Here is a 25,368-nt window from a genome sequence, read left to right as displayed (position 1 = left end):
CAGAGGCGTACTCACCCTTGCACCACGGCACTCGCACTCACAGCTAGGAACGATCATGAGCCGCACCAAACTGCCCCTCGTCGCCTGCGGACTGGCGGTCTCTCTGCTGGCCACGGCCTGTTCGTCGGGATTCGGCCAGGGACCGAGCCAGGTCACCTCGGGCAAGCAAGAGATCAAGGTTCTCATCGCCACCTCCGGCAGCCCCGAGACCGCTGCGGTGAAGCGGGCCGCAGACGCGTGGGCCGAGAAGACGGGCAACTCCGTCACGGTGGACATCGCGCAGAACATCGACCAACAGCTCGGCCAGGCCTTCGCCGGCAACAACCCGCCGGACGTCTTCTACACGTCCGGGGAACAGTTCCCCACGTACGCCCAGCGGGGCTCCCTTTACGCGTACGGCGACAAGCTCAAGGACAGCAAGGCGTTCAGCCCGCTGCTGACCCGGGCCTTCACGTACGACGACAAGATGTTCTGCGCGCCCAAGGACCAGTCGACGCTGGGGCTCGCCGTCAACACCGACCTGTGGAAGAAGGCCGGGCTCACCGAGGCCGACTACCCCAGGACGTGGGACGACCTGGCCAGGGTGGCCAAGAAGCTCACCAAGGACGGTGTCACCGGCCTGACCGTCAACGCCGACTACAACCAGCTCGGAGCCTTCTTCAAGCAGTCCGGCTCGTGGCTCACCAGCCCCGATCAGAAGAAGATGACGGCCACTGACAAGGCGAACGTCAGGGCTTTGGCGTATGTGAAGGAACTCCTCACGCAGGGCGTGCTCAAGTTTCCCAAGGCCCTGGATTCCGGGTGGGGCGGCGAGGCGTTCGGCAAGGGCAAGGCCGCGATGACCATCGAGGGCAACTGGCTTGCCGGCATGATGGAGAAGGACTTCCCCGGCACTTCGTACAAGGTCGTCCCGCTTCCCGAGGGGCCCGGCGGCAAAGGCACGATGGCCTTCACCAACTGCTGGGGCATCGCCGCCAAGAGCAGGCATCAGGCCGCCGCCGTCGACCTCGTCAACCACCTGACCAGCGACAGCAGCCAGCTGACGTTTGCCAAGGTGGTCGGCGTGATGCCGTCGAAGCAGACGCTGCTCGACAAGTACAGGCGCCAGAACCCCGAGTCGGCAGCCTGGGCGGACGGAGCCTCGTACGCCCAACTGCCGGTCTCCGCACCCAGCATGCGGCAGGTGATGGCCGAGTTCAACACCTCCCTTGCCGGACTCGCGGACAAGGACCCGGCGGAGCTCCTGGCCGGCTTGCAGAAGAACGGCGCATCGGTTCTGGGCGGTAACAGGCGATGAGTACCACCACGGAACCGGAGCTGGGAGCGGGGCCCGAACCCGGCAGCGAACGTCGCCCTCCGGGTCGTCTCGACCGCCTTCGCAGGCCACGTCGCGATGGCCGCCAGGGGGTGTGGGGCTGGGTCTTCGTCAGCCCCATGGTGCTGGTCCTGGGCCTGTTCCTGGCGGTGCCGGTCATCATGGCTCTGTGGGTGAGCCTGCTGGACTGGGACGGCCAGTCGAACCCGTTCTCGGGAGCTGCTGACTTCGTCGGGCTGGACAACTATCAGGGTCTGTTCGCCGAGGACGGCCTGACCCGGACGCTCTTCATGACGTCCTTGCGGAACAACCTCTACTACGTTGTCCTGGCAGTCCCTCTCCAGACCGCGCTGGCGCTGGGCCTCGCACTGGCCGTGAACCAGCAGCGGCTCAAGGGCAAGGGGGCCTTCCGAACGGCTTTCTACTTCCCGTCCGTCACCAGCTCCATCGCCGTCTCCACGGTGTTCCTCTTCCTGTTCCAGAGCAGCGGAGCGGTCAACAGCCTGCTCAAGTGGGTGGGCGTCCAGGGTCCTAATTGGTTCACGGACGCGCGAGGACTGGTGTGGGTGGCGCTCGACTGGATCGGCCTGGTCGATCCGAGCTCTCCGCCCGCTGCACTGGCCGACCACGGCGTGCTCGGCCTGTCCTGGTGGGAGTGGCTCTCCGGCCCCTCCATCGCAATGTGCACCATCATCATGCTCGTGGTCTGGACGACGTCCGGCACCTTCATGCTGATGTTCCTGGCCGCGCTTCAGGACATTCCCGAAGCCCAGCTGGAGTCGGCCCGACTCGACGGTACCAACCGCTGGCAGACACTGCGCCACGTGATCCTTCCAGCACTGCGGCCCATTCTCTTCCTGGTGATCACGCTCGGCCTCATCGGTACCTGGCAGGTTTTCGACCAGGTGTACGTGATGAGCCAGGGACAGCCCGCGAACACGACGCTGACCCCCGCGTTCCTCTCCTACAACATGAGCTTCAAGGACGCACAGTACGGGACCGGAGCTGCGATCTCCTTCGTCCTGCTGGCGATCATCCTCGTGATGACCGGGGTGCAGCGCCTCGTGCTGCGGGAGCGCGACGGCCGGCGACGGCTGCGACCAAGGAGGGCAGCCCGATGACTGCTTCGAGTACGTCGAGTACGACGCCGCAGGCGCGTGCGACACGACGGGACCCGCGTGGAAGGCTGCGGCTCATCGGCACACTGGTCATGTCGCTGGTGGCGCTCGCCTTTCTGATGCCGTTCGTCATCCAAGTGGTGACAACTTTCAAGACCGACCCACAGGCCGCCGCGTCACCGCTCAGTCTGCTGCCGAATCCGTTCACTGTGGCCACCTACCGCCAGCTTTTCAGCGGCTCCGAGGGCGCGGCGTTTCCGACGTGGCTGGGCAACTCCCTCTTCATCTCCCTGACGGTCACTGTCGGGCGGGTCGTTCTCGACTCGCTCGCCGGCTACGCCCTGGCCCGCCTGCGCTTCCGCGGCCGTGGCCTGCTGACCGTTCTGCTCATCTCCGTGATGGCCGTTCCCGGCGTCGTCCTGATGATCCCCAAGTTTCTGGTGGTCCAGTACTTGGGCATCTACGACACCTACACGGCCATGATCGTGCCACTGCTCGTGGACGCCGTCGGCATCTTCATCATGAAGCAGTTCTTCGAGTCCGTACCGCGCGAGATCGAAGAGGCGGCCCGGATCGACGGCGCCGGCGTGCTACGCATCTACTGGTCGGTGGTCCTGCCGATGGCGAAGCCCGCGCTGCTCACGCTCACCATCCTGTCCTTCCAGGGCTCGTGGAACGAATTCACGCACTTCGTCGTCACCACGCAGTCCTCCGAACACGCCACCCTCACCACGGGCCTCGCCCAGTTCGTCTCCGGAAGCCTGGGATCGGGCACTCGATACCCGCTGAAGCTCACCGCGGCGCTGCTGGCCACCATCCCGGTCGCCATCATCTTCTTCGTCTTCCAGCGCCACTTCGTGCGCGGCGGAAACGCGGGAGCGCTCAAGGAGTAGGGGCCGCGTCGAGGCCGCTGTCACCAGTCTCTTCCCGCAACACCCATCAGTCTGTTCCCGCAATACCCATCCGCGTCGTCCTCGATGCCCCTCCCTCTTCACACCCTTCCCGGAAAGCCAGCGCACCTGCATGACCACCACTGCACCTCATGCCGTCACCACCCGGCTCTCCCTCCCCTCGACCCGCCAGGACCCGTGGTGGCGCACGGCGGTCGTCTACCAGATCTACGTCCGCAGCTTCCACGATTCCACCGGCACCGGTACCGGCGATCTCGGAGGGCTGCTCCAGCGCCTCCCCTACCTGCGCCGCCTCGGAGTCGATGCCATCTGGCTGAGCCCGTTCTACCCCTCGCCCCAGTACGACCACGGCTATGACATCGCCGACTACCACGACGTGGACCCCCGCTTCGGCGACCTGGACATGATGAGCCGCGTCATCGCCCGAGCTCACGCGCTGGGCCTGCGCGTCCTCGCCGACATCGTCCCGAACCACTGCTCCATCGAGCACCCGTGGTTCAAGGCGGCACTCGCCGGCGCCCCGGGAAGCCCTGAGCGCGCGCTGTTCCACTTCGCCGACGGCCGCGGTCCAGAGGGCGCCGAACCGCCCAACAACTGGCGCTCCATCTTCGGCGGTTCCTCATGGGCCCGCACGACTGCCGACGACGGCACCCCTGGACAGTGGTACCTGCACTCGTTCGCCCCCGAACAGGCCGACTTCAACTGGGCCGACCCGCGCGTCGGTGACTACTTCGACTCGGTCCTTCGCTTCTGGCTCGACCTGGGCGTGGACGGCTTTCGCATCGACGTCGCTCACGGCCTGCACAAGCAGCAGGGCCTGCCCGACGACCCACACGCGGCGCTCGACGAGATCACCGGGGACCCGGTCAACTCCGCTGCCTGGAACCGCCCCGAGGTCCATGACGTCTGGCGGCGCTGGCGAGCCCTCACCGACGAGTACGAGCGCCGGGACGGTCGCGCCCGTGTTCTGGTCGGCGAGATCGGCGTCCTCAATCCGCGCCAAGTGGCTCTCTACCAACGCCCGGACGAACTGCACCAGAGCTTCTTCTTCGAGTTCCTGCGCACCGAATGGGACTCCGCGGCCTTCCATGACGTCATCTGCCGCGGCCTGGAGGCCGTCACCGCCGCCGGCTCCGCCGTGAGCTGGGTCCTCAACAATCACGACATGCCACGCGCCGTGACCCGCTACGCGGGAGGCGAGCCCGGCGGCCAGCCCGGTGACACAGCCCTCGGTGAACGCCGCGCCCGCGCCGCCCTGCTCATGATGCTCGCGCTGCCCGGCTCGGTGTATCTCTACCAAGGCGAGGAGTTGGGCCTGGCCGAAGTCGTCGACCTGCCGACCTCAGCCCTGCAGGACCCGATGTACCACCGCTCCGGCGGAGCACGCCGAGGGCGCGACGGCTGCCGAGTCCCGCTCCCCTGGCACGGCAGCGCGCCCACGTACGGCTTCACCGACGCCACTGCCGCGTGGCTGCCCCAGCCGCACTGGTTCTCGTCGTACGGAGCTGCCGAGCAAGACCTACGCGGCGAGTCCACGCTGAATCTGTATCGGGCCGCCCTTGCGCTGCGCTCGGCCATCCCTGACCTGCGAGACGGCGGCCTGGTCTGGGACGAAGTCCCGGACACCCCCGACGGCGTTCTGTCCTTCCGCAGGGGTGGTCTCCTGTGCACGGTCAACTGCGGTCCATCCCCCGTCCCGGCGCCGCACGGGGCTACGCTCCTCCTCTCCTCCGCCCCCGAGCCGTCGGGTGACAAGCAACCGGCCGAATCCGCCGCCTGGTGGGTCGTGTAGCGACTGGGCCGCGGCAGCGGCGACGAGAGCTCCCGTCGTGTGACCGTCAACCATCGTGGAAGCCGCGCTCGGCCCAGCCGCCGAGGTAGTGGGGGTTGTGCTTCTTGGCCTCCTCGGCGAGCCACCACTGGTAGACCTGGTCACAGTTGACCTTGGTGCGGGCGTGCATATGGCTCGGCCCGGCGCCGCCGGTGGAGTTGGTGTCGCCGCCGGCCTCCAACTTGACGAGTTGGGGGGAGGCGCCATAGCCGAGCTTGAAGAGGTGGTCGAGCGCGCATCACCTTGCGCTCGACCGTGCCGACCACTTGGTGCTGCTCGTCGGCCTCCTCACCGGCAGGAATCCGCAGCCCGCGCCCGCCACGCCGAGCAGCCCGTTCACCGTCGACGGCGCGAGCCCCGGCCGCACCTTCGACGCGGTCGGGGCGATCAGCGGCGGTGGGGAAACTCCCGGCTGCTCATCCGCCTGTCCCGAGCCGCAGCGGAGCGAGCTGAGCTCCTGACCTCAGCCGTTCTGGACCCTCACATGTCTCGCCCGGTGTCCTGACCCGCCGGGCGAGACCCACGGGGTCGGCCATCAACAGGTTCTGGGTGGAGTGCGCGTGACCGAGCGGCCGACGTAGTGGCGGGCTGGTAATCGATGTCCAGAGCGGCGATCACCGAACCGTCACCTCGGTCGATGATGGCCGCGCCGGCGATGCGCGACGAGGCGTAGATCAGAGTCTGCCTATGCCCGGGGCTGTTGCACCATGCGTCCATTTCTCACCGCGCCACAGAGCAACGCAGACATTGACCGTGTACGTGCTCCCACTTACATCCTCACAGAGGCCGATGGGAGCACCCGTCCACCGGCTCGCGGACAAGCACTCCCCGGATTCGTGCCAGGCGGTGTTACTCCCTCCGCTCACTCAAGCGAAGACCTCCAGAGAATAGAGGGAGTATCCGTAGCCGGTGCCGCGGGTGATTCCTTGCATGCGGACGTAACGCGCGGTGGCGGTGGAGAAGGTGATCGTGTCGGTTCCGGCAGTGGTGCGGCCTCGGCGCTCGGCCACGGTCTGCCAGTTGCCACCGTTGCTGGACACCTGGATGTCGTAGTCCTTTCCGTACGCCACCTCCCAGTTCAGACGGACGGAGCTGATGCGCCGTTCACCGCCCAGGTCCACCCTCACCCATTGATTGTCGCTGTACTGACTGGACCACCGGGTGGAACCGCGGCCGTCGACCACGTGGGAGGGCGGAAAGGCAGACGTCTCCACGGAAGACGCTGATACCGGGCGCCGGTAGGCCAGGTCTCCAGGAGCCCGGTCGGGACTGAGGTAGGTAGTGCCAGGGCCCCTGCCCACGTCGGCCGCCCTGTTCTGGAAAGCGGTGTAATCAGTCCCTGCCGCGCCGCCGGACCACATCTTCTGCGCCAAGGCGTCGAAGCTCTTGTCGATGAGACCGTGCACCTGCAGCTCGGTGTAGTCCGCGCGGACCAAGTCGTTCCATACGGCGGGCATGGCTCCGAGGAGGTTCGGATCCTGGACCGCGAGGTTCTGGTCACCGCCGAAGATGTTTGGCGCCCAGGTCTTGAAGATGTCCTGGCCGTCGAGTCCTTGGCCGTGGTAGTAATCCGCGAAGGGGACGACGTAGAGCAGGTTGTCGTTGGAGTTTATGACCTTGTACCCGTCGGCTATGGCGGCCTTGGGCGAGTACCAGCCGTTGTTCCAGCTGTTGATGGACATGCCCTTGTCGTAGCCCGTGCCGCCTCCCGGCATGCGGGTGAAGCTCCCCCAGGCATGGACCTTCTTGCCGAGCGAGCGTACGTACGGAGCCATGGTGTTGACGTACTTCTTGAACTGCTCCGCCCGATCCGCGGGGTATTCGTCGATGCCGATATGGACGGCGGGTCCGCGGAACCAGGGGACGAATTCGGCGAACACGCTCTTCATGAAGTCGGTGGTCTCCGGCTTGCTCAGATCGAGGTGATCGGAGTTGCCGTTGTTGAGGCCCAGCTCTGGCTTGAACTCGATGAAGGCCCGGGAGTGCGCCGGAGAGTCGATCTCGGGGATGATCGTGACACCGTTGGCGCCCGCGACATCCTCGAAGGAGTCCCAGTCCTGACGTGTGTAGCCCTTGTCCGCTCCGAGTCCGGCGAAGTTCGGATTGGTGCTTTTCAGCCGGAACGCGGAGATGGCCTTGGGCCAGTCACCGTCGGGTGCGTGGATTTCGTTGTCGTTCAGGTGCAGTTGCAAGGTGTTGAGCTTGAGCCAGCCCATCCAGTGCAGGTAGGACTTGATGAAGTCCGGCGTGAGGTAGCGTCGGCCCACATCAAGCATGAAGCCCCGCACCGCGTAGTTCGGGTAGTCGACGGCCGTGCCGGCCGGCAGGCTCGCGTGATCGGGTGAGGCGAGGACGGCCTGCAGGAGAGTGCGGGTGCCGTAGTACAGCCCTTTGTCACCGCCGCCCACGATGCCGACGGAACCGTTGGCGACCTTCAGCCGATACGCTTCGGCGCGCAGTGCCGGCTTGGCGGCCCCGAAGTCGGCGTAGGCATCGATACGCAGCGCGATGTCGCCCTCCGCCGGGCTGCCCGTGGCGACTCTTAATCGCAACGAGGTCACCTCAGCGAATTCCTCGACCACTTGAGTTGCCAACTTCTTGATGACGGCCGGGGATTTCGCGGGAACGACGACGCGGCTTGACGAGGTGAGGGTGAGTTGGCCGGTCCCGCCAGTCCACTGCTGAATGGCAGGCACGATTCCAGGCGGTGCGTTGTTCACAGCGGCCGAGGCGCCAGGTGCGCCCCGCAGGACGAGCAAGGATGCGGCAAAGAGGGTCAGTGCGACCACCCCTATGACAGAACGTCTTAGTGCCATGTCGACTCCTTGAAATGGCATGACGGGGCCCCGCGCATACGTGTTCCGGACTACCCGCGCCACTGATCGCGAAAGGAAGGAGAGTTGCGACAGGAACTGCTCACCGAGCGTCCTTTACCATCCTCCGCCCCGCCAAAGGGGTCAAGAGGTTTAGACCAGATACCCCTAGGTATCAATAGGTCTACACCAATAAACCCTTCGCCTTCGTGAAGCTGCGGCGCCTGGGTAACAGTTGGCCCTCAAGTATCGCGTCCTGGGCGCGCTCCCACAGGCCCGGCGCATCGTACGCACGTTGCGAGGCGAGCCGGGCGGGAACCGTGGGCGCCGGAGGAGTGCGCTCCGGCGGGGTGGATGCCGGGCACCCTGACCGTCGCGGCCCGGGACGAAGGGGTTCGGGTGAGGCCGCTCGCAGGTACGCCGGATTCTGCTGGCCGGGAAGGTGCGCCGGCGCCGCCCGCGGTCCTGGACCCGCTCGACGGACCTGGACTTCGTTCCCAAAGGACGCGGATCGGCAGCCTGTACACCGGACCGACAACCGACGCCACGGTCATCTGCGCCGACGAGCCCGGGTCGGTGATCCCGCAATCGTTCCCGCCCGCGCCCACCTCGGTCACCCGACGGCCACCGGATCCAGTCCGACTCGCCTGCGGACGCGGTCCGGAGAAGACCTGGGACTTCGACGGCCTGCGCATCCGCGACGGCCACGAGATCACGATCACTGCCTCGTCCCGCAGCAGCGCCTGCCACCAGCAGTCCCTCAGCGAAGTGGAACAGGACAACCCGGCTGGAACGATCTGAATCGTCACCGACGACATCACGCGTTCATCCCGGCCGGAGCCTGCTGGCTCAATCTGCAGGAGGGCTGGTGGCACCTGTTCCGCAAGACAGCTCTGGCCGGCCGTTCCTTCCACAATCCCCACAACATCACCCAGGCCACCGAACCGGCGATCGCCCAGCTCAACGCCCGCGCCCGCCCCTGGATCCAGGGCCGGACACCCCCTCCCACCCGCACACGACGGCGCCGCTATGAATACGTCCCTTGAGGAATTCAGCACCAGGGCGGCGCTCCGACGGGTGGTGCCCGAAGGGCTGAGGCGACGCATGACGCCTGGGCCAGGGGCCTCCAGAGCGGCGAAGTGCCGAATGTCGTCCGGCCCGATTCGCTTCAGCCTGGAATCCAAGCCTGGTCGGCTCCTCGGACAGTTCAGGAATGCAACTCGGAGCCGGAAGACCCAATGTGGTCATCGTCACAAAGCGTCACAATGAAATGCGCCCGTCGGTCGACTCGGACAAGTAAGTCAAGCCTTACTTTCAAGAAAATTTCCTGCATAGTGGAGGGCCAAGTCGAGAGAAAGGCCGCAGTTGTCGCAATTCAATGAGGGCGCCGCAGCGCAGATCGAGCTGGAGCAGGCCCACGTGTCCGCCGCCTACGGGCTGCTCGATCAGCAGATGACGGACGTACGGGGTGAGCTGAAGGGCGTGCTGAGGTCGGCGGCTGACAGCCCGGGCGAGGTGTACGCGCGTGAGGTGTCCGCAGAGCGTTTGTCACGGCGGCTTCGCCGCCTGGAGGGCGCCGAGGAAGGGCTGGTGTTCGGCCGGCTCGACGGCGCGGACGGAATCGTCCTGCACATCGGACGGCTCGGCCTACATACGGATGACCGGGACCTGCCGCTGCTCGTCGACTGGCGGGCGCAAGCGGCTCGCCCCTTCTACACGGCGACGGCCGTCCACCCGATGGGGCTGCGCCGCCGCCGACACCTGCGCCTCGCTCAGCGCGCGGTCCAGGCAGTGAATGACGAGCTGCTGGACGGATCCGCACCCGCGGCTGGCGACGTCATCGGTGACAGTCCGCTGACGGAGGCCCTGGAGGCGCAGCGCACGGGGCGGATGCGTGCGGCGGTGGCGACGTTGCAAGCGGAGCAGGATGCGATCGTGCGCTCTGCGCACCAAGGGGTCACGGTGGTGCAGGGCGGGCCCGGCACCGGGAAGACCGTCGTCGCCCTGCACCGAGCGGCTTACGTGCTGTACGCCTTCGAGCGGGCCGCCGAGCGCGGTGTCCTGGTGCTGGGACCGAACGCGCGGTTCCTCGACTACATCTCCCAGGTGCTCCCCTCACTCGGGGAGAACGACGTGGTCCTGGCCACCTGCGCGGACCTGACCGGGATGGTGCCCAAGGCCGTCGAGCCGTCCGATGTCGCCCGGCTCAAGGGAGACCCGGCGCTGGCCGAGGCACTGGCACACCTGGTGCGTTCCTGGCAGGCACCACCGGACCACGGGTTCACGGTGCGCGTCGGGCAGGACTGGGTCCGCCTGAAGAGCGAGGACATCGCCGCGGCGCGGGAGGCCGCGGCAACGAGCGGCCTTGCGCACAACCGCGCGCGCGAGGTGTTCAAGGACCACCTGATCAATACAGTCACCAGCTTGCTGGAGCGTCGCACCATCGAGGCCCTCGAACACATTGATGCCGAGACCGCCGAGAACACCAGCCTGGACCTCGACGCCGCGGCCTTGGCCGACCTCCGTGCCCTCGGCTTCGACGTCGATAGCGCGCCGGCCGCGGACCCGGCCGAGATGTTCGACGCGGACGCCCTGCGGGCAAACCTCAAGGGCGACGCCCACGTGGACCGCGCGGTGGAAGTCCTGTGGCCACGGATGACGCCCGAAGCGGTCGACCGGGACCTGCTGGCGGACGCCCGCACGATGACCTCGCATTTGTCGTCGCTCACGGACGACGAGCGTTCCCGGCTACTGCGTTCTGCTGCCGATCCGTGGACCGACGCCGATGTCCCGCTGTTGGACGAGGCGGCAAACCTGGTGGACGGGCCGCCGGAGCACGCCTTCGGGCACGTCGTCATCGACGAGGCCCAGGAGCTGGCCCCCATGCAGTGGCGGATGGTGCTGCGCCGATGTCCGGCCAGGTCGATGACGCTGGTCGGCGACTTCGCCCAGGCCGGCCCCGCGACGGCAGCAAGCGACTGGACTCAGGCGCTGGGCCCGCATCTCGGTACCCGGTTCGCCCTGCACACCCTCACCGTCAGTTACCGCACCACCCACGAAATCCTGGCGACCACCCACGACCTGCTCGCGCGGATCGCCCCCGATCAGGCACCGAGCCGTTCGATCCGTCACGGCGCCCCTCCACGTCACCTCACCGCATGCCCGCACACCCTCACCACCACCGTGACCCAGGAACTCCGGGCCCAAGCCGCAGCTCACCCGAACGAACTGCTGGCCGTACTCTGCGCGGACGCCCGGATCAAGGACATGGAAGCCGCTGGTGTCGCCCAGTGGGCGCGCCTCGTTCCGGCATCCGAGGCCCGGGGCCTGGAATTCGATGCGTGTGTCGTCGTCGGCCCGGAGGAGATCGCCGCCGCCCGGCCCAGCGGCGAGCGGGACCTCTATGTGGCCCTCACTCGTGCCACCAAAAGACTGTGCACGATCGCCGTTCACACCGTGTCACAGCGCGCCTCATAACGCTCTGCGGCGGACATCCAGAGCTGCCTGGATGAGGGCTGTCATGGCGGCGCACCCCAACGCTCCACTGACGCCGGAAGGGCGTCGCCGACTTTGGGTGCGTGGACGCCGGGCGTCCACTCGCGCACATCGCCGCTGGGACCGGTTCTCCCGCCGTTGCCTGGCCAAGTGAGCCCCCGCCGCCTTATAAACCGCTGGTCAGCAGGCACACGGCGAGAACGGCCTGCTCGCCCACACCTCCGTGACCGCCCTCGCAGCCAGGACCACCGAAAAGGGGCAGCAGAAGCGACGTCACCAGCACCATCCCTCTTACCGCGGCACAGGTCCGGCGGCTCCTGGACGTTCTGCTTCCCCGCCCCGAGCCCCGCGGCGGCCCCGTCGCACACGCACTGAGCTGGTCCCTCTGGCACAGACATCACCAGGCCGCCGCCCGGCACTACCCCTACCGAAGGAGAACCGGCTCAGGCAACGACCGCCCCGGGACGCGACGAGTCCGTCGACCGTGACGATTCTGACGGCCATCAGCCGATCCACCTCGACCGCGAGCTTGGACCGTGACAGGTCGATCACGTCGCCCACTCCTGCCCGCGAGTTGGGGGCTTCGTCACGCAGCAGCGATTGACAACTCCGAGGAAAGAAGTGCGTGATAAATCGCCTCTGCTTTCTCTTGAATGAGCACAAAGTTCGTGATGGGCTCTCTCACGGCGCAGGGCACTCCGGTCGCTCTCCTGGCGCCTCACCGCCTTGACGTCCGCCTCATGCGACGGGCAAGCCTTCGGCCACCCACAGGCGTTTAGACCAATGCCCGGGGAGGCACCTCCAGGTCCACGTGAACTCAGGCCCCGGCCAGGTCTTCGGCATGACGCCCGAACTCTATAACGAGTTGATAACGTCGCGGGACGGCGCGGATGTTGCCCGTTCTCTACGAGGTATCCCTCACGCCCCCACAGGATGACCACCATGCGCCACAGCATCACCGACACTGCCGCTCCGGAAGCCCTCGCCAGCGACGCCGACCTGACCCCCCGGATACGCAGTTGCCCGCCCGCAGCGGCCGACGCCGCGTTCGACGAGCTCTACCGGCGGCACCACGCGTCCGTGCTGAGCTATGCCCGCAGTTGTACCCGCGATCCGCACACAGCGGAAGATCTGGCATCGGAGGCGTTCACCCGGGCCCTGCAAGCCGTGCAGCGCGGTGCCGGCCCCGAGAGCGCCTGGCGCCCCTACCTGCTCACGGTGGTCCGCCGCACGGCCGCCGCCTGGGCCGCCACCGCACGCCGCACCGAGCTTTCCACCGACTTCGAGACCTGGCTGTCCCAGATGCCGGCCGGGGAGAGCGGGGAGGACCGGGCGCTGCGCCGGGAAGACGCCGACCTGGCGCTGCGCGCGTTCCGAAGCCTTCCCGACCGCTGGCAGACCGCCCTGTGGCACTCCGTCGTCGAGGGGGAGTCGCCCGAACGCATTGCTCCGCTGCTCGGCCTGAGCGCGAGCGGTGCGGCTTCCCTGACGTCACGCGCCCGCGAGGGCCTGCGCGAGGCGTATCTGGCCGAGCACGCTTCGGACACCGCGGCATCCGAGGAGTGCCGCTACTTCACCGGCCTCCTGGCCGCCTCGGTCCGCAGCTCCGGACGGCGCCACCGCACGCACCGCGGCCTGAACCGCCACCTGGCGAACTGTCCCCGCTGCCGCCGCGCAAGCACCGAACTGCGAGACTTGAACAAGCTTCTGAGCATCGTGCTGCCTGCGGGAGTGCTGCTGTGGACGGGCGCCTCGTACGGGACGAAGGCCACCGCCGCGACAGGTTCCGGCATCGGTGTCACCGCATCCTCCACCGGCCTTGGCGCCACCGCCAAGGTCGGCGGCATTGCCGTCTCGCTGCTCGCTCTGGCCCTGGGCGGCTACGCGTTTTTCCCCGACAGCGACGAGCTTTCGGCCCCGTCGCCGTCCCCTTCCGTCACCCGCAGCGCCACGACGGTCCCCTCCTCGTCCCCCGCCCGGAAGGAGGAGAGACAGGAGAGAGAGGGAAAGAAGGAGGTGGAGAAGAACAAGGAGAAGAAGAGCAAACTTCGGAGCTCGTCGTCCTCGTCGCCTACGCCGCCGGAGGGCAGCACCCGACCAGAAACGCCTCCGTCGTGGCAGCCCGCCGCCGACGACCGTACGCAACTTCCGATCGCGTCCACCGGCCGGTGCATGGACATCTCCAAGGAGGAAGGCGCCGAGCCACGCGAGGCCGCGTGCGACGGCAGCCGTTCGCAGCAGTGGGAGCTGCTCGTCGACCGCGCCGGCCAGGAAGCGCGCATCCGCAACTACGAGACCGGCATGTGTCTCACGCACACCGGCACCTCGACGGATGGCGCTCCGGTCCGCCAGCAGCACTCCTGCGACTCCAGCGCGGCTACGGCCCGCTGGACCTACTTCAGGGACAAGGCCGGACGGATCGCCTTCGCTCAGAAGGGAAACTCCATGTACTTCCTCGGCCTTGACGAGTGGAACAAGACCGCCCCCGGTCAAGCCCACTCCCCTGCCATCGGAACAACAATGAACTACTACGACTCGTCCTCGCTCCGATTCCGTTACGAGGGCGGCGCCTTCGGCGGCTGACGGTTCAGGCCTCACGCAGGCCCTGGGCACCCCTGCACCCCGCAGGAGCCACCCAGGGCCGGACCGAGGCGGGCTGACCAGTCCGCGCCGGCCTCAGCGTGCGTGCGCGCCCGACGAAGCAGTCCGCTTGCGGCGGGACCTCACCACAAACGCACCGCCGGCGGCGAACAGCACGACGCCTCCGGCAGTCAGGGACCACATGGTGGAGGAGTCGCCGCCGGTAGCGGCGAGGTCGGCGCCGCCCTTGGTCTCAGCGCCGCCCTTGGCCCTGACCCCATCCCGGGCTCCGGTCTCATCCTCGGCTCCGGAGGCGGGCGTGGAACTCCCAGTCTGAGCCTCCGGACCCTCCGCGGTCGACGGGGCCGCCTGTGCGGGAGCCGGCACACCGTCCAGGCTGACCGCCACCGTCGCCTGCCCAGATCCGGACTTCACTACCTTGACCTCGACCTTGTTGGCCTTGTCGGTCAACTTCGTACCGGCCTTCAGAGAGTCGGAGTCAGCGTTGGCCGGCCCCGAGTCGGGCTGGTGATCGGCATTGCGATCCGTGTCGACCAGGCGGGCGTCCCCGTACCTGTTGTTCTGAACACGGTAGGCATGCACGCCCTTGAGGTTCTTGTCGAGGGTGCCGGAAGCGCCTCGCAGCTCCACGACCAACCGGTCCGAGCCGACCGGGATGTCCAGCGCCCGCAAGCCTTTCCCGGACCCGTACAGCGAACGCAGGGTGTAGGTCCCGGACTTGGTGACCTTCACGGCCTCCTTGTCCGAAAGCCACTTGCTGTGGATCTGCTCGGGCGCCGTGATGCCGACTCCGAGACCTCCGCCGCCCATCACGGTTTTGCGGCTGTTCTCGCCAGTGTCCTTGCAGGTCGACAGGTCCGTGCTGGCGCAGCGGATCCGATTCTGGTGCATGTAACCGAAGTTGTGGCCGAACTCGTGGGCCAGGACCGTCTGGTCGACGCTGCCGTCGCCGGTGGGGACCCACGTCTGCCCGCCGCCGACCGCGCCGAGCCCGCCGAAGCTGCAGCCCGCCTTGCCGCCCGGGAAGACCATCGAAAGGTGATCGAAGTTCTTTCCCCAGGTCAGCCCCTGGTCTGACAGTGCCTTTTGCGTCAACCCATTCATCTTGCCGGTGTCACACCCGGCGGCCGACATGTCGATGTTGATGGGCCCGATGACGCCGCCCTCACCCCCGGAGGCGGGCTTGAAGGTGGTGGCGCCCCGCGTGAGCTCGTTGTAGTACGAGGTCAGCGAGTTGTCCTTGCCGAAGTAGCTCTTCTGGAGCGCGCTCTTGGCCTTCGCCGGGTCCGGGAAGGAGCTGTCGGTGAAGTTCAGCATCACCACCTGAACCCGTCGCTCGGCAGGCCCCGCATCCGCCGCGAGGGCCGTGGATGACACACCGCCAGCCAGTACAAGGGACATACTGGCTGCGGATATGAGCGAAGCGCGCGGAAGTACACGCATTGTCGGAATCTCCAAGATTGAGGCTTGTTGCGCAACGCTGGTCCCCAGGGACCACTGCGATGCGCTCTCCTCTGCAAGGAGCGCATCCGCGACAGCCCATCCCGGCGCTTTACCCATTCGTTACATCAGCCTCCGCTGCTGCGCCGTCAGCAACACCTCGGTGGCCCGATGGGCCTCCGTAGCAAGCCATACTGCCGACGGGCCATCCGCTTGCCCTTACCACGCCTCGCCGCGTGAACACCCTCCCCATGCGCGCTGTACGCCCTGGTACTGCAACGGTGCTTGCTATGACTGGTGACCAGTTGTCATGGCCTGTGCCCACGTCGTTTGTAGTGGCTGATGCGAGCTTGGTGCTGCCGCCTGCGGCGCCATGTTGACCAGTGGAGGATGTGGCCGACCGGGGTGGTTCGGCGGTCCGTGAGACGGGCGATCAGGCGTCTGATCTCTGCGATGCTGAGGTGGATGAGCTGGGAGGATCCGTTTGCGCTTTGCCCGCGTTCAGCTTTCGGGCCCGCAGGACGGTCAGGCCCCAGGCGTGGGCGGCCATGGCCAGGGTCATGTGGCGGTGCCAGCCGGGATAGCGGCGGACCTGGTAGTCGTCCAGCCCGCACTCCTGCTTCGCCGTCTGGAAGCGTTCCTCCACCGCCCATCGGCTCCCGGCGACGCGGATCGGCTCGTCCAGGGTGGTGCCGGCGGGGCAGTAGACCCTGTAGTAGGAGATCTCCCCAGGTCGGCTCATGCTGCGGCGGGCCAGGACCCAGTGGCGGCGGTCCTCGCAGCGCCAGGGCCGCACCTCCATGACCGAGTCGTCGGCAGGACGCCAGAATGGACTTATGGATGCTGGCCTAGCCGCCGTACTTGGCGCTGTAGCAGGCGCTCTGTCCACTACGTGTGCAGGTCTTGTCGCAGGACGAGCCGCTCGCGAGCAAGCACGCATCGCCGCACGTGCCGAACACCGTATGAAGCGGCATACCACTCGCGAGGTGGCCTACCAAGAATTCCTGGACGTTGCCGGGACGGTAGAGCAGTACGGCGACGAAGCCATGTCGATGTCGGATCCGGCCTTCGTCCCCCGCCTCGACCACGACAAAAGTGGGGAATTGTATGAGCGGTTCCACATGAAGGCCGATCGCGTTCGGCTCGTCGGCCCGCCAGCCGTCACCGCGGCGGTTGAGGAACTTCGTCAATATGCATCGCAAATACTGCGCACGGGTAACTGGGTCAGAACGTTCGATGAGCATGCGGAGTCGTCTGCTGATAACGACGTGGTGCATACCGTGCACGACTTCGTGACAGCTCTGGCCGAATTCCGCAAGGCAAGACGTCGGTTTACGGATGTCGCTCAAGACGCCCTGGCCGACGATGAAGTTCCCTGAAAGCGCCTCCACGAGCACAGGTGTTGGCTTGGTGGGCGGCCAGCGGTGTCGCGTTCGTCGACACCGCTGGCGGGGCGAAGAGCGTCGAGGCACGGTGCGCGGGATGTGGTGGGCCCTGCCCGCAACTCGGACCCTGGTCGGATCGGTGCACATCCCCGGGTGCGGGGTCCTGCGGGCCCAGTGAGCACGGGCCGGCGCGTCGTGCTGTCCTTGCGAGCAGGCCCGGCGGTGCCTCTGGAGTCCGGTCCGTCAAGCGCAGCAGGCTCCGGTGCGCGGTTGTCGGTCGGCGAGCCGGTAGAGCTGAATGCCGGATTGCTCCTTGACCAGCCGGTAGCCGGCGGAAGGGATGTCCGGCAGGCGGGGCAGCTCCCAGGCGAAGTCCGGCATGCCGCCCTGGGTGGGGTTGCTGACCAGCAGCCATTCCGGCTTGGTGGCGTTGTCCAGAGCCTGCGGGAAGCGATGGACGCGAGCCCGCGCGGTCAGCTGCGGGGCGAGGAAGTTGTCGGCTGCGATCTCGGCGCCGTCCGGCACGGCGGCCATGACCTCGTGGGCCGCTGTGGCCCAGGGGCTGGGGCGCCAGGCCGGGCCGGCAAGCTCCCGTAGCGGCAGGAACGCCAGGGCCAGCAGGCTCGCCGCGAGGCTGGCCGCTACCGCTCGCCTGATCAGCTTGGGCCGGCGGAGCTTGCCAAGTGCGTCGGCGAAGGCGAGGAAGACGACGGGCATCAGGACGGCGCTGTAGTGGTAGTCCAGCCCCCAGTACGCCGGGGTGGTCGACCAGAAGCGCCAGGCGAGAGTGGGCAGCGCGAGGAGGACCAGCGGGGAGCGCAGGGCCAGGAAGGCGGTCGGGGCGAGCAGCGCGAGCACCGTGAGGAGTTTCTGTGGGGGCCAGAACAGCCGGGTGAGCGGATCACCGGTGGCCCCGGTGGCGGTGTGCAGGTAGGCGTAATGGCCGTCGGGATTGAAGGCGGGGATAAGGATGAACACGATCAGCAGGCCGGACAGCACCCCGAAAGCCACGACGGCGGCGCCCAGGCGGCGCCGGCCGCGCAGCAGGATGTACAGGCCGATGGCCGCGACCGTCAGCGGCAGGTCCTCCTTGACCAGGACCAGCGGAAGCGCCCAGGCTGCGGCCTGGCGCCACTGGCGCAGGGCCAGGCGTTCCAGGCAGAAGGCGACCAGGGGGACGGCGAAGGCGATCTCGTGGAAGTCGAAGGCGACGGCCTTTTGCAGGCCCCAAGACAGGCCGTATGCGATGCCGATGGCGGTGCCGAGCCGCGGGGTGGTGCTGCGGATCGCCAGCCGGGTGACCGGGATGACGGACACGGCGAGCAACGCGGCCTGGGCGACGAGCAGGGTCAGCGGGGACGGGAAGAGTCGGTAGAGCGGGGCGAGGGTGGCCAGGATGGGATGGAAATGGTCCCCCAGCAGGTGGAATCCGGCGCCCTTCAGCTCGGAGACGGGCGCCCGCAGCTCGGCGTAGGCGCGTACTCCCTGCTCGAATATCCCCAGGTCGTAGCCGGTGGAACGGAGCTGGAGGTGCCGGGTGACCGACAGGGCGGCGTAGGCGGCGAAAAACAGCCCTGCCAGCAGGTGGGGGCGGCCCGTGCGGCGTCGGTCGGCGTCACCGCCACGGGGCAACACAAGAGCCGCGCACGGGCGCGGGCGGGACGAGGTGAGGGAGGACACCGGGCACTCCTGCGGGACGCGGACAGAGGACTCCACCCTCAGCTGGCCTGCATGAAGCAGCGATGAAGCCACATGAAGCGATCTTCATGTGGCCAGGGATGCGCGTGTAAGGATTGAGGAGTGCGTGTACTGGTAGTGGAGGACGAGGAGCGGCTCGCTTCGGTGATTCGCCGCGGCTTGGAGAACGAGGGCTATGCCGTCGATGTGTGCCATGACGGCCGCCACGGCCTGTGGATGGCCCGGCAGCAGGTCCACCAGGCGATCATTTTGGACATCATGCTCCCCAGCCTGGACGGATACCGGGTCTGCGACCGGCTGCGGCGCGAGGACATCCGCACCCCGATCCTGATGCTCACCGCGAAGAACGGTGAGTACGACGAGGCGGAGGCCCTGGACACCGGGGCCGATGACTACCTGGCCAAGCCGTTCTCCTACGTGGTGCTCCTGGCCCGGCTACGGGCCCTGATCCGTCGCGGCGGCCCCGTCCGCCAGCCCGCCGTGCAGGTCGGTGACCTGCACCTCGACCCGGCCACCCGCCGCTGCCACCGCGGCGAGACCGAGATCGAGCTCACCGCCAAGGAATTCGCCGTCCTGGCCTACCTCGGGCTCCGGGCCGGAGACGTGGTCAGCCGCGCCGACCTGCTGGAACAGGTCTGGGACGCCCATCAGCAAGCCGCCAGCAACATCATCGACGTGCACATCAGGGCCCTGCGCCGCAAAATCGACACCCCGTTCGGCCGCTCCACCATCCGTACCGTCCGCGGCGTCGGCTACCGGCTGGTGGACGATGATCGGTAAGCAGCTGCCCATCCGCCTCCGCACTGCCCTGGCCGGGGCCCTCACCGCTGCCGTGGCCTTCAGCGCCGGCGCATGGTGGCTGCGCCATGAGGTCTACACCTCGACAATGGACGATGACCTCAACCGGGCCAGAGCCAACCTGAACATCATCGAGCAGCGCTACCAGCGCGGCGCCGACAGCGCACCCGCCCTCTTCCGGAGTTCCGACACATGGGTGATCGTCGACTCGGCGGGCCGGTTCGTCACCGGCAACCCGGACCTGCCTCTGGACACCGTAACCGGCAAGGCCCGGTCCGGCAGCACACAATTCGCGGGCTACACCTTCCGGGTGGTCTCCTCGGGCTTCCGCGGCCGTGGCCTGTCCGACGGCAGGCCGAGCGGCCCCACCGAGGACCTCACCCTGTATGTCCTGGTCAGCCCCCAGGATGCCGAAGAGGCCGTCGCCACCGTTGACCAGGTGCTCTTCCTCGGCCTTCCCGCAGCAGCCCTCCTGGTCGCCTTGATCGTCTGGACCACCACCTCACGGGCCCTGCGCCCCGTGGAGGACATCCAACAGCGCCTGCGCACCATCACCAGCCGGGACCTGAGCGTGCGGGTTCCCGTCCCGCCCCACCGCGACGAGATCGCACGCCTGGCCGTTACCACCAACGACACCCTCGACCGGCTGGAACAAGCCGCCGAGCAGCAACGACGTTTCACCGCCGACGCCTCCCACGAACTGCGTACCCCCATGGCCGCACTGCGAGCAGACCTCGAAGTGGCCCTGCACTACCCCGACCACACCAACTGGCCCGACGTCGTCCGCGCCACCCTCAGCGACGCCGAACGCCTCGAACAGCTCACCGAAGACCTGCTCCTGCTCGCCGACCTCGACCACCGCACACCGCCCACCGCCCACGCCGTCGACCTGGGGGCCCTGGCCCGCAAAGCAGCCGCCCAAGCACGTCGGCACGCCCCCGCCTCCGTCCGGATCGACTGCCCGGCGAGCGAGAACGCCACCGTCCGCGGCGACGCCCGGCAGCTGGAACGCCTCCTGCGCAACCTCCTCGACAACGCGGTACGCCACGCCCACAGCCGGGCCCAGGTCACCGTCCGCGCGCACGGCGCCTCCGCCCTGCTCGAGGTACGCGACGACGGCCCCGGCATCCCCGCCGAACACCGCGAAAAGATCTTCGAGCGGTTCAGCCGCCTCGACGTCTCCCGCAACCGCTCCAGCGGCGGGACCGGCCTGGGCCTGGCCATCGCCCGGGAGATCGCCCACAACCACAACGGCACCCTCACCCACAGAAGTGCCCCGTCCACCACCGGAGCTCACTTCGTCGCCGAACTCCCTCTTGCTCCCGACACCCCAAACCCAGGCCGACCGGCCGAGGGCGCATAGCCGGTCGGATTCGGCCCTGTCAGCGGCCCCCTTTCAGGGCCCGGACGCGGACAGAGTCGGTAGCCCAGCGCGACCAGCCGAGCTCCCCACGGGAGCCAAGCTCGTCGTGGACCATGCACAGATCGTCAGGCGCCATCCGCTCAACAAGCGAAGCAGCCACCCGCAAGGTCACACCGAACGAAATGGCGTCTGTGGGTGCCTTCAATGCGGCCAGGCCCGCAACGGCCAGCATCGCGACCCACGGCAGGACCACGCATCCGCGGTGGTGAAAAGAGAGACGGCCGAGGCGGTACAGGAAGCCAGCCACGAAGAGCGGTTGCCGGCCGCTGCCAGCCTGCGACGGCAGGCGGTGTGCCGGAGTCGGAGTACGAGCCGCTGGCCGGGTGGGGTACGCCGCTGTTCCCGCGGCTGTGGAGGCGAAGGAGACACACTCCGTCGGCTACTCGGTCGCACCGCGGTAGGCGAACGGTGATGAGACGCGGGTCGATCGCTACGGGTTGCGCAGGCGTCCTATTCCGAGCCCCCGCCGGTTCGTCCTCCGCCCGTCGGACGCTACCCGGCCATCGCTCCTTCGCACCGCCCCAGGCCATACGTCCGCTTCGCCGTCCCTCCGAACACCTGCGCCTGCTCGTCCGGGCTCAGCTCCTCGGTGAGTCGGCCTGCCGCGTCCAGGACCTCGCCGTACGAGGCAGCCAGGCGGCACACCGGCCAGTCCGAGCCGTACATGATCCGGTACGGGCCGAAGGCCGCCAGCACCGTGTCGGTGTAGGGACGGAGGTCGGCCACCGTCCAGGCCGCCCAGTCGGCCTCGGTGACCAGGCCGGAGAATTTGCACACGGTGTTGGGCAGCGCGGCCAGCTCGCGCACGTTGTGGGCCCAGGGCTCGATCGCGCCGGAGGCGATGGGCGGCTTGCCCAGGTGGTCCAGGACGAAGGTCAGTTCCGGGCGGGCGGCTGCCGCCTGGATGGCCATCGGCAGTTGGTGGGGGCGGATCACCAGGTCGTACACGAGCCCCGCCGCGGCGACCGCGGCGAGCCCGCGGTCGACATCCGGCCGCAGCAGCCACCGGGGGTCGCGCTCGGCCTGCACCTGGTGCCGAATGCCGACGAGCCGTTCCCCGCCGGGGCCTTCACTCAGAGATGCGAGGTCGTCCGCCACGTTCGGTTCGGTGAGGTCGGTCCAGCCGACGACGCCCGCGACCAGGTCGCTGTCCCCGGCCAGTTCCAGAAGCTCGGGGGTCTCCTCCGGTCCGGTGACCGTCTGAACCACGACTGTCGCGTCGACTCCGGCACGCGTGGTCTCCTGGCGCAGCTCCTCGATGAAGAAGTCGCGCCGGATGGGATCGAGTTCGGGCCCGGTGATCCAATCCTGGTCGCGGACGGAGAGGTCCCACACGTGGTGGTGGGAGTCGATGATGCGCATGCTGCTCAGAGCTCCCAGACGACGGGAAGGCCGGCCGTGGCGCCGTCGGCGGAGTAGTCGTGGACCACGTCCAGGAGCTGCGCCATCCGTGCCTGCCAGGCGATGTTCACCGGCAGGTCTTCCAGTGCGGCGAGCAGGCGCGGGTAGTCCGCGCACTCCAGGACGTGGAACAGGTCGGTGCCGCTGCGCCAGATGGTCCAGGAGGCGGCTCCCGCGGCACGGATGGCCTCGGTGAGCTCCTCGGGGACCTCACGGTGGGCGGCCTCGTACTCCTCGACGCGGTCCGGGCGGACCTTGGTGTGCAGGGCGATTCTCATGCGGCTTCTCCCGGTGCCGGGGTGGTGGGTTCGACGATGACGATGTCCAGGGTGCGCGGTCCGTGGACGCCCTCGACGCGCTCCAGTTCGATATCGCTGGTCGCGGAAGGACCGGAGATGAACGTCAGCGGGCGGCGCGGGTTCAGGCGCCGCAGGGCTTCGGGGACGTCCTCGGCGATCTGGGCGGCCCGTACCACGCACAGGTGGTAGTCGGGCAGCAGGCTCAACGCCCGGCGGCCCTGGCCGGGCCCGGCGTCCAGGACCAGGGTGCCGGTCACGGCGATGGCCACGGCACAGGTGGTCAGCACCCCCGCTGCCGCGTCCAGCTCGCGCACGCTGAGCGGCGGCCGGTCCGCGAGACGGCGCGGACCGCCCTCGTCCGGCAGCCACTGGGCGGGAAAGCCGTCGGGGATGATCAGGCTGGCGGGTACGCGCTCGGCGAGCGCCGCGGCGATGGCCGTCGGGGCGTGAACGGTGCGGGTCACGGTGGCGCGGTAGTCAGCGGCGCGTTCCGCGAAGAGCGCGGTCACATCGTGGCCGCCGGCGTGGCTGGCGCGGTAGTCGCGGGAAATCGCGGCGGCGTCGTAGCGCTCCGTCTTCGGTACGTCGGTGAGGGCTGATCCGATCCGGGCCAGGATCGTCTCGCGGCTGGTCGTCACTGGTTCTCCGGGCGGGTGCGGCGCCACCAGGCGCGGAAGGTCTCGCGGGGCGGAGCGGGCGTGTCCCTGGTGTCCGACCAGCGGTGCAGCGGTCCGGGCAGGCGGCGCAGCACGCCGCGTCGGGCCAGGAGCCGGCTCCCGAGGGCGCCCGCCCGCTGGGCGAAGGAGAGCCTTCGCGGTGTGGCCAGGGTGAGGGCGGCGGCCTTCATCGCCAGGGACTCCGGGGTGGGCAGGGAGCCGCCGCGGGCGGCGTCGACGGCCCGCGCCCGCAGGTGGACGAGGACCTCCGGGATATCGATCTTGACGGGGCAAGCGTCGTAGCAGGCACCGCAGAGCGTGGAGGCGAAGGGCAGGGAGGCCGCGCGCTCGACGCCGGCGAGCTGGGGCGTGAGGACGGCGCCGATGGGTCCGGGGTAGGGCGAGCCGTAGGCGTGGCCGCCGGTGCGCTCGTACACCGGGCAGACGTTGAGGCATGCCGAGCAGCGGATGCAGCCGAGGGTCTGGCGGCCGACGGTGTCGCGCAGGGTGGCGGTGCGGCCGTTGTCGAGCAGGACCAGGTGGAAGGCGCGCGGGCCGTCGCCCGGCACCGTCCCCGTCCACATACTCGTGTACGGGTTCATGCGTTCGCCGGTGGAGGAGCGCGGCAGCAGTTGGAGGAAGACCTCCAGGTCGGCGAAGGAGGGCAGCACCTTCTCGATGCCCATGACGGTGATGAGCGTCTCCGGCAGGGTGAGGCACATGCGGCCGTTGCCCTCGGATTCGACGACGGCGACGGTGCCGGTGTCGGCGGCGGCGAAGTTGGCGCCGGAGACGGCGACCTTGGTGTTCAAGAACTTCTCGCGAAGGTGGCTGCGGGCCGCTTCCGCGAGCTGTCGGGGGTCGTCCGTCAGCCCTTCGGGCGCGGGCTTCCCCCACTCCCCCATGCGTTCGCGGAAGATCTCGCGGATCTCGGCGCGGCCCCGGTGGATCGCGGGGACCAGGATGTGTGAGGGACGGTCGTCGTCGAGCTGCACGATGAGTTCGGCGAGGTCGGTCTCGTACGCGGTGATGCCGGCCGCGGCGAGGGCCTCGTTGAGGCCGATCTCCTGGGTGGCCATGGACTTGACCTTGACCACCTCGGTCTCGCCCGTGGCGCGGACGAGCCGGGTGACGATGCGGTTGGCCTCGGCGGCGTCGGCGGCCCAGTGCACGGTGCCGCCGACCGCGGTGACCGACTCCTCGAGCCGGAGGAGGTGGTGGTCGAGGTGGCGCAGGGTGGCCCGCTTGATGGCGGCAGCGGCCGTGCGGAGCTCTTCCCAGTCGTCGAGCTCGGCGGCCGCGGCGACGCGCTTGTCGCGGATGGTGCCGGTGGCCTTGCGCAGGTTGGTCCGCAGCCGCGTGTCGGCGACGGCGCTTCTCGCCGCCTCGGGGAAGGCGGGGCTGCCAAGCCAGACGACACCGCCGGACGTGTGGGTGCCGCTCATCGCGGGTCTCCTTCCGTGCCGGCCAGGATCTCGGCCAGATGCAGGGTGCCCACGCCCGTGCGGAGGCGTCCAAGGCCACCGCCGATGTGCATGAGGCAGGAGTTGTCGCCCGCGCACAGCACCTCGGCGCGGGTCTGCGTCACGTTGGCCACCTTGTCCGCGAGCATCGCACTGGAGACGTCGGGGTTCTTCAATGCGAAGGTGCCACCGAAGCCGCAGCAGCTGTCGGCCTCGGGCAGCTCCACGAGGTCGATTCCCTTGACGGCGCGCAGCAGCTGGAGGGGGCGGTCGCCGACACGCAGCATGCGCAGGGAATGGCAGGTGGGGTGGTAGGTGACGCGGTGCGGGAAGTAGGCGCCGACATCCGTCACCCCGAGGACGTCCACCAGGAGTTCGGACAGCTCGTACACCTTCGGGGCGAGGTTCCCGATCGCCGCCATGAGGTCCGCGTCACCGCTCTGCCGGGCCAGCGTCCCGTGGTGTTCGCGGACCATGCCGGCGCACGACCCGGAAGGCGTCACGACGGCGTCGTACGCGGCGAACGCCTCCGCGAACCGGCGCACCAGCGGCAGCGCCTCGCGGCGGTACCCGGTGTTGAAGTGCATCTGACCGCAGCAGGTCTGCGCCTGCGGGAAGTGGACGGTGTGGCCGAGCCGTTCCAGGAGGGTGGTGACGGCCTTGCCGGTGTTCGGGTACATGGTGTCGTTGAAGCAGGTGATGAACAGGGCGATGCGCACGG

Annotated in this window: 21 protein-coding genes and 2 pseudogenes; 11 read left to right on the top strand and 12 right to left on the bottom strand. The window is 68.4% G+C overall.

Annotated elements, in window-relative coordinates; all coding sequences use genetic code 11:
• Positions 1-55 precede the first annotated feature (55 nt).
• The 4 genes from IH45_RS0109240 (at position 56) to IH45_RS0109225 (ending at position 5,136) form a co-directional block, all read left to right on the top strand.
• Positions 56-1,297 carry a sugar ABC transporter substrate-binding protein gene (locus tag IH45_RS0109240; RefSeq protein ID WP_030664270.1) on the top strand — a complete coding sequence of 414 codons (1,242 nt, stop codon included), beginning with the start codon at positions 56-58 and terminating at the stop codon, positions 1,295-1,297.
• Positions 1,294-2,436: a carbohydrate ABC transporter permease gene (locus tag IH45_RS0109235; RefSeq protein ID WP_030664268.1), complete on the top strand. Its 1,143-nt coding sequence runs from the start codon at positions 1,294-1,296 to the stop codon at positions 2,434-2,436. The genes IH45_RS0109240 and IH45_RS0109235 overlap by 4 nt, the downstream gene beginning before the upstream one ends.
• Positions 2,433-3,326 carry a carbohydrate ABC transporter permease gene (locus IH45_RS0109230; protein ID WP_030664265.1) on the top strand — a complete coding sequence of 298 codons (894 nt, stop codon included), beginning with the start codon at positions 2,433-2,435 and terminating at the stop codon, positions 3,324-3,326. Before IH45_RS0109235 ends, IH45_RS0109230 begins: the two co-directional genes overlap by 4 nt.
• A gap of 130 nt (positions 3,327-3,456) precedes the next feature.
• The gene (locus IH45_RS0109225; protein ID WP_030664262.1) at positions 3,457-5,136 is read left to right on the top strand and encodes a glycoside hydrolase family 13 protein; all 1,680 of its coding nucleotides are present in this window, start codon (positions 3,457-3,459) and stop codon (positions 5,134-5,136) included.
• 46 nt (positions 5,137-5,182) lie between these two features.
• Here IH45_RS0109225 and IH45_RS1000000146320 read toward each other — a convergent pair whose 3' ends face one another.
• Entirely contained in the window at positions 5,183-5,356 is a 174-nt protein-coding gene (locus IH45_RS1000000146320) for a hypothetical protein (RefSeq protein ID WP_234440470.1), read from the bottom strand.
• Positions 5,357-5,390: 34 nt separating this feature from the next.
• On the opposite strand from IH45_RS1000000146320, the gene IH45_RS0109215 reads away from it, so the two are divergent.
• Positions 5,391-5,636: a hypothetical protein gene (locus IH45_RS0109215; RefSeq protein ID WP_030664259.1), complete on the top strand. Its 246-nt coding sequence runs from the start codon at positions 5,391-5,393 to the stop codon at positions 5,634-5,636.
• Between the two features lie 405 nt (positions 5,637-6,041).
• Here IH45_RS0109215 and IH45_RS0109210 read toward each other — a convergent pair whose 3' ends face one another.
• Positions 6,042-7,991 (bottom strand): family 20 glycosylhydrolase, encoded by a 1,950-nt coding sequence (locus IH45_RS0109210; protein ID WP_158812985.1) that lies wholly within the window; start codon positions 7,989-7,991, stop codon positions 6,042-6,044.
• 573 nt (positions 7,992-8,564) lie between these two features.
• Here IH45_RS0109210 and IH45_RS1000000149770 point away from each other — a divergent pair.
• Together IH45_RS1000000149770 and IH45_RS0109200 are read left to right on the top strand one after the other, a co-directional pair.
• Complete coding sequence (locus IH45_RS1000000149770; protein ID WP_234440469.1) at positions 8,565-8,789, top strand: hypothetical protein; 225 nt, start codon at positions 8,565-8,567, stop codon at positions 8,787-8,789.
• Positions 8,790-9,440: 651 nt separating this feature from the next.
• On the top strand, positions 9,441-11,465 hold the full coding sequence (locus tag IH45_RS0109200) for a HelD family protein (RefSeq protein WP_199810644.1): 2,025 nt from the start codon (positions 9,441-9,443) through the stop codon (positions 11,463-11,465).
• A 468-nt stretch (positions 11,466-11,933) separates the two neighbouring features.
• Here the strand turns inward: IH45_RS0109200 and IH45_RS1000000147770 are convergent.
• A pseudogene (locus tag IH45_RS1000000147770) lies at positions 11,934-12,113 on the bottom strand (hypothetical protein); the annotation flags it as partial.
• 312 nt (positions 12,114-12,425) lie between these two features.
• Between IH45_RS1000000147770 and IH45_RS1000000145135 the strand changes: the two are divergent.
• Positions 12,426-14,066, top strand: a complete 1,641-nt coding sequence (locus tag IH45_RS1000000145135; RefSeq protein ID WP_050514677.1) for a sigma-70 family RNA polymerase sigma factor — start codon at positions 12,426-12,428, stop codon at positions 14,064-14,066.
• Between the two features lie 93 nt (positions 14,067-14,159).
• Here the strand turns inward: IH45_RS1000000145135 and IH45_RS0109190 are convergent, their stop codons facing one another.
• Entirely contained in the window at positions 14,160-15,485 is a 1,326-nt protein-coding gene (locus IH45_RS0109190) for an LAETG motif-containing sortase-dependent surface protein (RefSeq protein ID WP_324607928.1), read from the bottom strand.
• Positions 15,486-15,957: 472 nt separating this feature from the next.
• Positions 15,958-16,326: pseudogene (locus IH45_RS0109185) on the bottom strand (IS701 family transposase); the annotation flags it as partial.
• 184 nt (positions 16,327-16,510) lie between these two features.
• On the opposite strand from IH45_RS0109185, the gene IH45_RS0109180 reads away from it, so the two are divergent.
• Positions 16,511-16,903, top strand: coding sequence for a hypothetical protein (locus IH45_RS0109180; protein WP_158812981.1), 393 nt, complete (start codon positions 16,511-16,513; stop codon positions 16,901-16,903).
• Between the two features lie 249 nt (positions 16,904-17,152).
• Here the strand turns inward: IH45_RS0109180 and IH45_RS0109175 are convergent, their stop codons facing one another.
• Positions 17,153-18,589 carry a DUF2079 domain-containing protein gene (locus tag IH45_RS0109175; protein WP_050514676.1) on the bottom strand — a complete coding sequence of 479 codons (1,437 nt, stop codon included), beginning with the start codon at positions 18,587-18,589 and terminating at the stop codon, positions 17,153-17,155.
• A gap of 120 nt (positions 18,590-18,709) precedes the next feature.
• On the opposite strand from IH45_RS0109175, the gene IH45_RS0109170 reads away from it, so the two are divergent.
• Together IH45_RS0109170 and IH45_RS0109165 are read left to right on the top strand one after the other, a co-directional pair.
• Positions 18,710-19,387, top strand: coding sequence for a response regulator transcription factor (locus IH45_RS0109170; protein WP_030664233.1), 678 nt, complete (start codon positions 18,710-18,712; stop codon positions 19,385-19,387).
• Positions 19,377-20,768, top strand: a complete 1,392-nt coding sequence (locus IH45_RS0109165; RefSeq protein ID WP_032917049.1) for a sensor histidine kinase — start codon at positions 19,377-19,379, stop codon at positions 20,766-20,768. The genes IH45_RS0109170 and IH45_RS0109165 overlap by 11 nt, the downstream gene beginning before the upstream one ends.
• A gap of 19 nt (positions 20,769-20,787) precedes the next feature.
• Here IH45_RS0109165 and IH45_RS1000000150970 read toward each other — a convergent pair whose 3' ends face one another.
• The 6 genes from IH45_RS1000000150970 to IH45_RS0109135 form a co-directional block, all read right to left on the bottom strand.
• On the bottom strand, positions 20,788-21,075 hold the full coding sequence (locus tag IH45_RS1000000150970; RefSeq protein ID WP_394298663.1) for a hypothetical protein: 288 nt from the start codon (positions 21,073-21,075) through the stop codon (positions 20,788-20,790).
• 245 nt (positions 21,076-21,320) lie between these two features.
• Positions 21,321-22,190, bottom strand: a complete 870-nt coding sequence (locus tag IH45_RS0109155) for an amidohydrolase family protein (RefSeq protein WP_030664223.1) — start codon at positions 22,188-22,190, stop codon at positions 21,321-21,323.
• A gap of 5 nt (positions 22,191-22,195) precedes the next feature.
• Positions 22,196-22,507, bottom strand: coding sequence for an L-rhamnose mutarotase (locus IH45_RS0109150; protein ID WP_030664220.1), 312 nt, complete (start codon positions 22,505-22,507; stop codon positions 22,196-22,198).
• Positions 22,504-23,166, bottom strand: coding sequence for a LutC/YkgG family protein (locus IH45_RS0109145; RefSeq protein ID WP_030664217.1), 663 nt, complete (start codon positions 23,164-23,166; stop codon positions 22,504-22,506). Before IH45_RS0109145 ends, IH45_RS0109150 begins: the two co-directional genes overlap by 4 nt.
• On the bottom strand, positions 23,163-24,629 hold the full coding sequence (locus tag IH45_RS0109140) for a lactate utilization protein B (protein WP_030664214.1): 1,467 nt from the start codon (positions 24,627-24,629) through the stop codon (positions 23,163-23,165). Before IH45_RS0109140 ends, IH45_RS0109145 begins: the two co-directional genes overlap by 4 nt.
• Positions 24,626-25,366, bottom strand: a complete 741-nt coding sequence (locus tag IH45_RS0109135) for a (Fe-S)-binding protein (protein WP_030664211.1) — start codon at positions 25,364-25,366, stop codon at positions 24,626-24,628. The genes IH45_RS0109140 and IH45_RS0109135 overlap by 4 nt, the downstream gene beginning before the upstream one ends.
• Positions 25,367-25,368: the final 2 nt, after the last annotated feature.

It is taken from the genome of Streptomyces rimosus subsp. rimosus, from assembly GCF_000720725.1.
Classification (GTDB): domain Bacteria; phylum Actinomycetota; class Actinomycetes; order Streptomycetales; family Streptomycetaceae; genus Streptomyces; species Streptomyces rimosus_A.
Note: the sequence above shows the minus strand (reverse complement) of the source record. Positions and strands in the feature narration are given on the sequence as shown.